Annotated in this window: 9 protein-coding genes; 4 read left to right on the top strand and 5 right to left on the bottom strand. The window is 33.2% G+C overall.

Annotated elements, in window-relative coordinates; genetic code table 11:
- Positions 1 to 5 precede the first annotated feature (5 nt).
- Entirely contained in the window at positions 6 to 428 is a 423-nt protein-coding gene (locus tag M0D21_RS11560; RefSeq protein WP_248329615.1) for a hypothetical protein, read from the bottom strand.
- A 411-nt stretch (positions 429 to 839) separates the two neighbouring features.
- Between M0D21_RS11560 and M0D21_RS11565 the strand changes: the two genes are divergently transcribed.
- The 4 genes from M0D21_RS11565 to M0D21_RS11580 all read left to right on the top strand — a co-directional run bounded on the left by M0D21_RS11565 (position 840) and on the right by M0D21_RS11580 (position 5,942).
- Positions 840 to 1,262, top strand: coding sequence for a response regulator (locus tag M0D21_RS11565; protein ID WP_248329617.1), 423 nt, complete (start codon positions 840 to 842; stop codon positions 1,260 to 1,262).
- 39 nt (positions 1,263 to 1,301) lie between these two features.
- Entirely contained in the window at positions 1,302 to 1,709 is a 408-nt protein-coding gene (locus M0D21_RS11570) for a response regulator (RefSeq protein ID WP_262922105.1), read from the top strand.
- A gap of 295 nt (positions 1,710 to 2,004) precedes the next feature.
- A complete protein-coding gene (locus M0D21_RS11575; RefSeq protein WP_248329621.1) occupies positions 2,005 to 2,694 on the top strand; it encodes a TIGR04282 family arsenosugar biosynthesis glycosyltransferase in 690 nt (229 codons plus the stop codon).
- 113 nt (positions 2,695 to 2,807) lie between these two features.
- Positions 2,808 to 5,942, top strand: coding sequence for a TonB-dependent receptor (locus M0D21_RS11580; protein ID WP_248329623.1), 3,135 nt, complete (start codon positions 2,808 to 2,810; stop codon positions 5,940 to 5,942).
- 111 nt (positions 5,943 to 6,053) lie between these two features.
- Here M0D21_RS11580 and M0D21_RS11585 read toward each other — a convergent pair whose 3' ends face one another.
- From M0D21_RS11585 to M0D21_RS11600, 4 genes are all read right to left on the bottom strand, one after another.
- A complete protein-coding gene (locus tag M0D21_RS11585; protein ID WP_248329625.1) occupies positions 6,054 to 8,273 on the bottom strand; it encodes a TonB-dependent receptor in 2,220 nt (739 codons plus the stop codon).
- A 266-nt stretch (positions 8,274 to 8,539) separates the two neighbouring features.
- Positions 8,540 to 10,030: a serine hydrolase gene (locus M0D21_RS11590; protein WP_248329627.1), complete on the bottom strand. Its 1,491-nt coding sequence runs from the start codon at positions 10,028 to 10,030 to the stop codon at positions 8,540 to 8,542.
- Positions 10,031 to 10,300: 270 nt separating this feature from the next.
- Positions 10,301 to 10,900, bottom strand: coding sequence for a DUF6434 domain-containing protein (locus M0D21_RS11595; protein ID WP_248329629.1), 600 nt, complete (start codon positions 10,898 to 10,900; stop codon positions 10,301 to 10,303).
- A 20-nt stretch (positions 10,901 to 10,920) separates the two neighbouring features.
- Complete coding sequence (locus tag M0D21_RS11600; protein WP_248329631.1) at positions 10,921 to 12,297, bottom strand: S41 family peptidase; 1,377 nt, start codon at positions 12,295 to 12,297, stop codon at positions 10,921 to 10,923.
- Between the last annotated feature and the right edge of the window lie 35 nt (positions 12,298 to 12,332).

Raw genomic sequence — 12,332 nt, forward strand, 5'->3', positions numbered from 1 at the left:
AGTGTCTATAAAGGTAATAAATCGGGAGCTAAAAATTCTTTTTTCGCCTTATCAGAAGTGAATACATCTATACTATAATGACTTTTAATTAATGATTTAAAATCTGTCTTTAACTTTGGAAAATCGACAATAAAATCTTTAAAACTTTCAGAATTCGACTTTTGCATGAAACAGTTGACAATTCGTATTGCAGCTATAGTAAGAGTTGTATTATATTTATCTAATGCTCCAACAGATTTAACAAAGTCCTTTATTTGTTCCTGAATCTTTTCTTCTGCCAATCTAATCCCATGTTTTTGTATCAATATCCAAGCTAATCGTATATGTGCCTCATGTGTAAAGAGTTTGGCATCCAAAGTGCAATTAGCAAATTGTGCTTCAAAATCTGAATCTGAAAGTTCAAAATGATGTTGTATTGAAATACTCATACTTTAAGTTAGTCTCTGATTTGAAAATAACACAATCTTCGAAAAGATACAATTCTAATTATTATGATCAACATAAATACGGTAAAAAATCAATAAAATTACGGAATAAAAACAATCTTAAACCGCATGTTAATTATCTAGAAACAAAACAATTAAGCCATCCACAACAAAATAACGCGCTTTATCTGATAAAATGGAATTTCATCGATAAAACATGGTCTAATTTGTTAGTTTTTAATCGTTTCCCTTTTACTACTTATACTTTTGCATCAGAATTTATAAACCAAACAAATTATGTATAAGAAAAGGCAACACATAAGTAGAAATGTATAGTTTCTATTGATATACCCCCAGTATTCTTTTCTTGTAGCATAATAACTAGTTACATCACTTTATAAACCTTATATTTTAATGAACCATATTGTAAACTCTTCACTATTAATCGATGATGACAAGGCTACGACTTTCTTTAATCGATACCTACTATTAAAGCATAAAGCTTTTAAAAATGTAAAAACCTTACATAAAGGAAAAGATGCTATTGAGTATTTAAAAAACATAGACCATAAATTGAATTTGAAACCAGATCTTATTTTTCTCGATATCAATATGCCATTAATGAATGGTTGGGACTTTTTAGAAAAATTTGCTCAACTTAAAGATGAAGTTATTGATGGTATCAAAATCGTTATGCTATCTACCTCGACCGATCCTAACGATATACAAAGGGCTATCGAAAATCGATTTGTTAGTGATTTTGTAAACAAACCATTAACCATAAGTATTATAGATAAAGTAGTGCATAAACATTTTTCATATAAGATAGCGAGATGAACCCATAATTGTTAAACATTATCCCCCCGAAAAAACATAATGAAAAAACTAAAATTCCTACTGGTAGATGACAGTGCTTCGACGAACTTTTTCAATAGAATTATGCTTGAGAAAGCTAACATTGTTGATGAAATTCTAATTGCAAAAGACGGGCAAGAAGCTTTGCAAATATTAAATAACCCCTACTTTGCAGATCTTATCCTATTGGATATTAATATGCCTGTTATGGACGGTTGGGAATTTTTAAATGAATTTCAAAAGCTAGATGCTGCTTATAAAGACGTTGGAATTATTGTCATGATTGGAGTAGACTTACCTCATGAAAAAAAGGAACTAATCAAGAAAATTCCAAATGTGAAAGGATGTTCCGGAAAAATGTTATCCAAACAGGCCATTATCGATATACTTGCAAAACTCCAGGATGACACCTTAATGACCCAATGCTAATATCTTAGTCTTCTCCAACTTCCACTAACATAGTAGATAACTGATAATTAGTTCAGTATCGGGTTTATCATTAGAATCAATGTGATTTAAGGAGTTAGTACCTTTCTGAAGTATCCTTTTTCTTACCACACATACTACAATTGCAAATTTAGTTTTCTATATGCGCTAAACAATAGCTCAACTATTATAGACAAAAACAGATTAAAAAGTTAAATTTGAAAGTATATATGTAATGATGTATTATTCTTCACGACCAAGTATTTTAGTCGCACATGTAATTATGATATAAACGTAAATGATTAAACCAAAGATAGCTTTACTTGTATTTGCACTTTCTGATAAGGAGGAAATAAAGCAAAAACCCTTTTTGGCGCAAGGCAATCTTATAAAATCACTACATGCTCATACCAAAAGTGTTATATCTACGGCTGGGTTACCAGTAATTTACTTTGATGAAAAACTTCAAAAAGGAAATAACTTTGGTTCTCGGTTTACCAATGCTATACAATATACCTATGACCAGGGGTACGATGCCATAATTACTATAGGAAATGATTGCCCATATTTACAACCCATTCATATTCATAAAGCAAAAAATGCTCTAGAAAATGGGAATTCGGTTCTAGGGCCAACCTATGATGGAGGTTTTTACTTGATGGGTATATCAAAAGAAAGTTTTAACCGCTCGGATTTTCTTGATTTTTCCTGGAATTCTGAAGTTGTTTATGAACAGGTACGACATACGTTTTCGAGATCTCATAAAGATTGCATAATTCTAGAAAAACTAAGAGATATAGATTATCTCGTTGATATCGAACGACTTTCAATAACAAGAATAACCAACAACTCTTTGCGTAATAGCATCACTAGTATACAAAGTCGTGGTCAATATAATCATCCAAATAAGGACTTGAACACCTCACTCCTTATACACAAAGTCATTTTAAATAAAGGCTCCCCGCTTTCATCCTATTTCCAGTTTTAGGAGTTTATCAGTTATAAACAAACTCCCACTCGACATCCGTTTAAAATTTTAAAAATCTACTCTAAGTACTCAGTTATATGCACGTACTTAAGAGCATTAATTCGCTGCTTAGCATGAAGCAAATTCTAACTCTAGTTGCTATCTTTATTTTTAGCATAATTACTAATGCACAAGAAACTACAGGGATTCTTCAAGGAACTCTAAAAGACCAACAAACCAACCCCGTACCTTTTGCAAACATAACTTTAACCGATTCGGAAACTAACTTCACTTATGGTGCAATTTCACAAGAAAATGGCTTCTACAGATTCAATAATATCCCCCCTGGAAACAATTACAAAATCAACATCTCTTTTTTAGGATATAAAACAGTCACCCAAGATCGCATCATAATTAATCTAGGAAACACTACTATTAAAGATTTTGTGCTTCTCGAAGAAAGTACATCGCTAGAGGAAATCGTATTGATCGCAGAATCTGCACCTAAAAAAAATGGTAATGAGACATTGCTAAGTCAAAAAGATTTAAAAGCTACACCCACTATTAATAGAAGTATACAAGACCTAACTAAGAACCTACCTGAAAACAACCTAAATTCTTTTGGCGGAGCCAGCAATAGATTCAATAACTTAAATATAGATGGAATAGCTAACAATGACATTATTGGGTTTCAAGAGCCTGCTAGCGGGGCATCTGGCTCTTCGGCCAATGGTACACCTGGTAGTCTTTCGAGAAGTCAACCCATTGGACTGGGAGCCGTAAAACAGGTAAGCGTAAAACTGTCACCATTTGATGTTAGTATTGGTAATTTTAATGGAGCAAGTATCAATTTGGTCACAAAAAATGGAACCAATACTACCAAAGCTGAAATATATGGATATGGAAACACTCAAAACCTAATTGGTAGATATGCCGCCGGTACCGAACAAGAAGTTCAATCATTTTATGATGTTCAATTTGGTGGAGGTATTGGAGGTTCTCTGGTTAAGGACAGGTTATTCTATTATGTAAATTTTGAACAAGCATTGTCTAACACTCCAGTATTAAACGCCCCTGGAAGTTCTTCATCGGATATTGCTTTAGAAGATGTAACAGCAATTAGAAACCGATTATTAGACACCTATAATTATGATCCAGGAGCCTTTCAAAGTGCAGATTTACAAACATCTAGCACAAAACTCTTTACCCGTTTAGATTATAACATTTCTGATATTCACAAACTTACTCTACGCAACAATTATGTAAATAGTTTTACAGATAATCTAGAATGGAACAGTACCTTTTTTAATTTTGGAAATCAAGGATACAGGCATAATAGTGTAGCAAATAGTCTCGCTCTAGAATTAAAATCAAACTTCAAAAATGGAAACACCAACAAACTTTCTCTGGGATACAATATTGTAAAAGAGCATCGAGATTTCGAAGGACGTGTTTTTCCTCATATACAAATTGCTACTTCATCTGCCGGTAGGATTTTTGCCGGCACCTACAGAGAAGCATCAGTATACAACACCGATTTCTCAACATTACAGCTGGCAAACACCTATACTTTCAATATCGATCAACACCATTTCACAGCTGGAGTATTTGGACAATTACACGATGTTGATTATGGTTTCCTATCGGCATGGAATGGTAGATGGGAGTATCGATCGGTAGACGATTTCTTAAATGATCGTCCTGCACGAATAAGAGGTGTGTATAACGCGAACAACAATGATTTTGAATTTGTTAGTAATCGTCCTTCAGCCACAATAGGAGTTTTTGAAACCGCAGCTTTTCTACAGGATAATTTTAGATTGACTGAAAAATTAGAAATAACAGCAGGAGTAAGAATAGACGGGCAATACCTCACTCAAAAACTGCCCATTAGTGAAGAGGTGCTTAATACTCCAGAATTTGCTCAATTTGATAATTCCATATCTAAAAAACCACAGCTCAATCCTAGATTTGGGTTCAACTATAGCATAGACGCCAATGGGAAATATACCCTTAGAGGAGGAACCGGGCTTTTCTCAGGTCGTATTCCTTACCTCTGGTTTGCTTATGCAGAGTACATTTCTGGAACAGAATATTTCAATATCGATATTAGACCAGATGGAGCAGTTCCATTAACCGAAAATCTCGAAGATTTACGTAGTACCCAACCCGACCTAACAGAAATTAATCTACTTGATCCTGACTTTAGTCTACCTCGAGATTGGAAAACAAATATTGCTTTTAAAGCAAAACTTCCTCACCGATGGACCATTGATCTTGAAGGAACCTATACTGAAGTCGTCAACGGACTACTTTTTCAATCTATTAACAGAAGAGATATCACCGGTAATTTTGATGGTGCAGATAATAGACCATACTTCCTAGAAACCGGAGATGCGATTAAAGTAAACCCAAACTTTACCAATGTTTTTCTACTAACCAACACCGATAAAGGGTTTCGATATAACCTTACCCTAGGAATAAGCAAACAGCTTGGGAAATATAGTGGATATCTTGGGTATACCTACGGAAGAAGTGAAGACATATCAAGTACGGTACGTAGTTCTCCTGCCGCCAATTTTGAATGGAATCAAGCATTAGTAGCCAATGACCCCGCTATTTCGTTTTCAAACTTTGACCTTAGGCACAAATTTGTAAGTAGTCATTCCTACAGCTTTAACCTAGGAAAGAGAAGTACAGGTTTTGTTTCGTTTTTATACAATGGTAGAGCCGGAAGCCCTTTTTCTTACGTCTATCAAGGAGATTTAAATCGAGATGGCTCATCAAGAAATGACATAATTTATGTGCCTAGAGATGTGTCTGAAATTAACTTGATAGATATAACAGATGCGCAGGGGAATGTAACCGTGAGTGCGGCAGAACAATGGCAACGTTTAAATGCATTTATAGAAAATGACCCTTACTTGAGAGAAAGACGCGGACAAGTAGCTGAGCGCAATGGAGCACGTACTCCTTGGAACCATGAACTTGATATGAAATTAGAATATGGATTAAATCTAAAAAATGGTCATGCTATTTCGTTATCATTCGATATGCTAAATGTATTCAATTTTATAAATAAAGATTGGGGACGATTGGTATTTGTGCCTAATGTGGTAAACTCAAGTTTTAGCTTATTAAACTTCAGAGGAATAGAAAATAACCAACCTCAATTTCAATTTAATATTCCCGAAGGAACACAGCCCTATGTGACTGATTTGTTCAACTCTAGATGGAGGGCTCAGTTTGGTGCAAAATATAACTTTTAAACACTTTTAGAACACCTGGTATTGGATTAGTACTAAACATAAATTAGAGTTAAATCCTCTAGTTAAGATTTTATAACTCATTGACAAGGTTACAGAACACTCCTATACCTATTAAAAATTATATTGCAATGTAGTTTTGAAAAAGAAAGGCGTTCCTGGGGTAAAATGAATCTCTTCGACAGAGTCAAGCTCACCCGATAAACGAGATTCTGTAGCAAACTGAGTTTCATTCCACTCTTGATCAAATAAGTTTTGTATTTGAATACCTAGGCTAACCTTTTTCCAGGTATATCCTAGATTCATATCTGTTATGGTATATCCCTCGGCCACGATACTATTATCTTCATTTGCCGGGCGATCGTTTAAATGTCTTACATTAATACTTCCAAAAAAGCCTGATTTATGAACGATATTTAATCCTCCAACCAAAGTAAAATCTGCAGCAAGAGGAATGAGATCTGCTTCTGAGGGTTCATCTACCGATCTAGCATGGGTATAATTAGCATCTAGATTAAAGAATAACCATGGAAGCACTTGATATCTGTAACTAAGATCAATTCCTTGACGTTGGGTTTCTCCACTGGGTTCAACTATTCCAGCATCTCCAACATAAACAAACTCTTGTTCAAGATGCAAATACCAATAAGCTAGATTAAAAAGCATCTTAGAAGTAGGTTTCCAAACAAATCCTACATCGGCACCAAAAGCCGATGGTAATATCGTTTCACCTCCTCTGGCAACAACAACTCTGGTATCATTTGAGTGAAAACCTTGTCCTGCTTTTGCGTAAAGTTGTAACTTATTCGAAGCATTATAGAAAACATTCAACTTAGGACTAACAATAGCTTCTGTTTCGTTTTGAGTTTCATATATCCCCAGCAGATTATCATTATACTGAAAATCAAAATAATCTATCCGTACAGAAGGGTTAAATGTCCATTTATTCAGATGAATATTTGCCCCTAAGTAAGCTCCAACATTGGTTTCATTTACATCACCGAATTGAATTTGTTCTAAAGTTTCTATTCGATTACGAGAACGAGACAATTCATTATCCTTACTTTGGTCATTTCTAAGAGAAATCCCAGCCTGCCAGGTTCCTTTCACTTTATTCAAAGAAAAGGCTTTTTGGTATTCACTATTCAATCCAAAGATTGTTCTATCTTCTTTTTGTCTAATTTGATCTCCATTGATAGGATCCTCTAATAAAAAAGTAAAATTCGAATAGAGCTCAAAATCATAAGCACTCCAATACACACTACTTTTTAGTGTCGAAGATCCATCAATAATCTTATCATAGTTTACCAAAAGATTAGTTCTTGACGTATTACCTCCTTCGGTATCATCAATAGCTCCAAATCGAGAAATTAAACCGCTATCAACTGCACGTTGCGGTATTTGTCCAGATGCATCCCATTTACTACTAAAATTAGAAATAGTAACACCAAGTTTATCACTTTCGGTTATGAAACCCGTATACTTCCCGAAAATATTAATTCGATTAAAGTTCTGCGGACTGTCAAAAAAACTGTCTGTAGACAAATACTCTGATGCCAGATATGCTGTATGCTGTGCCGTATTCATAATATTGAACATTCCCAAAAGCCGGTATGTATCAAATTGTCCAGCTTCTAACTTAATCATACTGATATCAATATGTTCCTTGGTCTTGAAATCTACATACCCGGTAGTTGTAAAATTACCTTTATCTTCATAATATAACCCTTTGCCAAAGTCCACCTTATCTATGGTCTCAGGAATTACAAAGTGTAAATCTGCGTATCCTTGTCCGTGGGCATGAGACACCATATTCACCGGGAGCCCATCAACAGTAAGGTTAATATCGGTACCGTGATCAATATCAAAACCACGTAAAAAAATCTGTTCTGCTTTCCCTCCACCGGCATGCTGCCCAATAAACAATCCGGGAACTTTTCTCAAAACATCTTGGGAAGAATTTACTGGGGTTACTTGTATATCTATATCTGTAATTAATTGAAGTGGATTGACTTCTGAAGAAATAATTACCTCATCAAGATCAATAGATTCTACAGATAATATAATAGTGAGAGGTGTACTTAGATCATTAATTGTTACTTCTTCACTTTGGTACCCTAAGCGCGAAAACTTGATCACATCACCTAAGGAAACATTTTCTAAACTAAAACTACCGTGGGAGTTGGTATGAGTATGTTCATTTGTGGTTGTATTCAAAATATTAGCTTCTTTAATCGCCTGCTCATTTTGATTTACCACTTTACCTGTAAGGGTTTGAGCAAATATTGAACTATGCAAAAGCAAGAACACAATGATTGAGAAGAATGGTTTCAATTTGTTATTTTTTCGGGCGAAAATAACAAAATATAACGCAACACTGTTGCATTAAATAACTTTAACACGATTTTAAATTTATATTAGGTTTTATTAATGAAAGCACCTTTGATATTCACAAATTAGAGAAACTAAAGTGTGTTAAATGAATCCAAACTGTTGGTAAATTAGAAAGGTAAAGGTTTCGATAAAAACCGATAAAGAAGCTCTTTCTTATGTATACATAAGTTTGAACATATTCGTAATACGCTTACTATTAAGATGTATCAGTTCTTTTTTATTGTCTTAATTTTTTCAATCATCTCTACGGCATTATCATTTTTTGGATTCAATTCTAAAGATTTTTTATAGTTAACCAATGAAAGATCGTATTGTTTATTCATAAAATAAGCTTCTCCCAAACTATCATAAGGATTAGATAACTCAGGAAACTCAGAAACTAATAATTCTAGGACTTCTATTGCTTCTTCAATTTTATCTTGCCCCATCAATTCGTAACCCAAACTATTTAACATATTTGGATCATCAAAATCATATTCTTCTTTAGTTTCCTCTTTAATCTTTTTGTAGATTTTCTTCCAATTGTCCGGGTTTTCACGAATAGCATCTCGAACAATGAAATAAGCATTTTTTTGAGGATAGTTTATAATGTCATCAACAATAGATGAGGCAATATAATTTATCAAATCATTGGCCATATCTCCATTATAATTAAATGAAACTGTAAATCCGCTATTCGATTCTGGAATCAAAATAAGCCAATTGACGCTCCCTCCTGTTCCACCATTATGCATCATGATATTATCATCACCTAACATCCAAAAATATCCATATTGATCTCCTTCTTCCTCATCGAAAAACAAAGGTTTTTGCATCTCTTTAACTACTGGATTATCTTTTTCAAGCAGAAACTCAATATACTTTAATAAATCTGGGACTGTTGATTTTAGCCCCCCACCAGCACCCGTCAAAGGCATTTGCATGGGTTCCACTAATCGATTATTCGTTGTGTATCCATTAAGAACGTATTTTTTATCCTCAAGGTTCACATTCATTAAAGTTTGACTCATTTGAGCCTCTTTTAGAATAAATTCTTCTAAGAGTTCATTATATGTTGTTTGATAAACCTGCTCAAGAATTAAGGCCAATATTTCTGGCGCAACAAACCCCGAGTAGTTGTATTTTTCTCCTGGAGTAACTTCTAACTGGTATTTTTTTAAATCATCTACAAAATCTGCTGTACCATATTCCTTTATTTCTTTTCGCTCTTCATTGGTTACATCTATAGAAAACATCTTTGCCAAAATCTCCGAAAACTGTTTTCGTTCAATTCCTGTTGTATGCGTCAATATATCTTTTATAAAAATGGGACGATTGTTAAATTCGAGGTTAGTATAAGAACCTTCTATATATTTTCTAATATCATCATCTAACTTTAATTTTCCATCTAGCACTGCTTGAGCTGTCAAATATGCAGTAAACGTTTTGGTGACAGATGCTATTTCAAAAATAGACTTGTCATTTGCCTTATTACCTTTCCCTTTATCTATTTCTCCATAATACTTGGTATATTTTTTTCCGTCTTTATATATTCCTATCGAAATTGAACTAATCTCTGGATACTCTAAAATTAACTTCGCATTATTATCCATTGAGTATTCAATAGGATTAATTTTCTCTGTTAAAACAGCATCGGGATTTGTTTTACAACCAATAACTACGGTAATCAAAATTGATATAAAAAGAAACCTTATCATTTTCATTATATTTTTATGTCTCCAAATTGTTCTCTGCATTTCTATTTTCTAGACAATACCATTATTCTATACTAGCGACTTCAATATACCACTCAATTTTGCCATATCGCTCAACAAATAGGTTAAATCTTCATGACCTAACAGATTGTAACCTTCTCCAGTATGCATAACCACATTAAGTTTATAAGAATAGCAGCTGCCAGAAAAGTTTTTCCCTGTTCAAACGATTGCTTAAACAAAAATAGTTAAGCTATAATTTCATGGTTATTCCTATTTTCCAAGACTTAAATCTGTACTTTCATATTTTACAAATCCTTTTTTTGTAGGCATTTGTTTTTTAAGATTCCAACATTCTTTAGCATCCTTCATTGTTTTGTTTTTATTATCTGCTAAAAAATCCCTGATATACTGCGCTAGCATATTGTTATCGGCTATTTTTCTTTTGAAATTAAGGTCAACTTTCCGATTTTCCAATTGATACCATTTTTCAACTGCCATTGATAAAGTTTTACCTGGATTTGATTTAACCCAATCCATAAAATCACTATGACAAACAAACTTATTCCCGATTTGTTTTTTCATAAAACTTCTAAAATTAGAACCAAAAGATACATTGTCAGTAATCTTTGTTTCTAAATATAATTCTGATTTCGCCCAATTAAATTTTGATGTAGGTTTATACTTCTTCTTTTCAGGTTTTAATTTACCATCGTTATCAAGTGCAAACATTATTCTATCTCTCAGATCAAATTTTCTTCCACTTGAAGGCAGTCCAGATAGTTTACAAATATTTACCATCTCTTCTTTAAGCCAATACCAATTGTTAAATTCATCACCAGATTTTATGTCTTCAAAGTTAGGCCTCTTCATTCATTTAAAAGTTCAAAAATTTAATAACTCAATCTTTGTAAAGGTATGTTTACTTCTATTTTTGAATTTGGAAGCTGTAAGTTAAGATAATTTCCAGCACAATAATGATCTAAACTACCTCCTATTTCATTTCCTGTAACTTTAACTTTTCTATTCTTTTTTAAAATAGCTACAACATCTGTACTAACTGAGAGCGTATATTTATCTACTAGAATCTCAATAGCCCCCAAATACTGTTTCAAACTTGGTTGAATTGATGGTAAGAGATCATCTATAAAATAATAATTACCATTAATTTTATTAATTAGTTTTTTGGCATCATTTGATTCATAGAACTGAACCAACTCCTTATTTGATATATATTGTTTAGTCGGGAAGCTGTCAGAAGCAACTCTAATTTCTGTGTAGTATTTAAATCGCTTATCTATTAAATAACTAAGAAGAACGGCTGCAGGACCGCTTTTACCTCCCTTATTTCCCCTCAAATCAATGGTTAATTTATCGACCTCTGCATTTATAATTTTTTCCATTGAATTTGATAAAAATTTTGCAAGTTTAGACTTTTCTATCATTTCTTGTAGGTCACTATTAAATGAGGACGCAGATTCGTCTTCCCAAGAAGGTATTTTTATGATTGCGGTATTCTCATTAATGATGAGCGATTCTGATTGTATTTTAGGCCTTAAACCTTTATTGAAATAAGACTTACCTCTTACGGTTTTACTTTTACCATTTTCAAAGGTGACATCGAATGTTGAAGCAGTATCTACAAAGGTGAAATACTTTAAGGGAAATTCCATTTCTATAAAAGCATTTTTATAAGGAATAGTATTACCATCACTATTAGAAAACGACTGTAAACGTGTTAGTAATTCTTTGCTTGAATATCCATTGATCGACCTCAAATTTTGCCCATTAATTCTAATTTGATTGTTATCAATTCTAGGTACAATAGGAAACAATAACTCCTCTTGTAAAATATTTTGATAGTATGGGTTCATTACATAAGTATGTGCATCCCCAACCATAGCTATAAGTTTACTGAGTATTCTGTATTCATCTAATACATTTTTCGCAGATTCGATTTCTGTCCTTAATAGTTTTGTTTTTCGCTCGAAATCGCTTTGATTTTGGTAATCATATAGTCCTGGATGATTACTTTTTAAAGTGGTTAGTAGAATATCAAAATCTTCAGAAATTTGGCTAGTTGTAAGCTCCTTATTATAGGTTCCTTTTTCTGCCAATTTCATCCCACAAGCAGCACAAGAACCACCGCTACTGAAAATTTTTAAATCGCATGACAAATCGCAAGGCACACATACGAATGCACTTTTCTTGTCTGTACAACCTAAAATTATTAGAAAAATAAATAAAGTTAAAAATGTCCTTTTTATCATTATACTGAAAGTTTAATTACAAATAGCAAACTTCC

The organism is Aquimarina acroporae (genome assembly GCF_023195925.1).
GTDB classification, from domain to species: domain Bacteria; phylum Bacteroidota; class Bacteroidia; order Flavobacteriales; family Flavobacteriaceae; genus Aquimarina; species Aquimarina acroporae.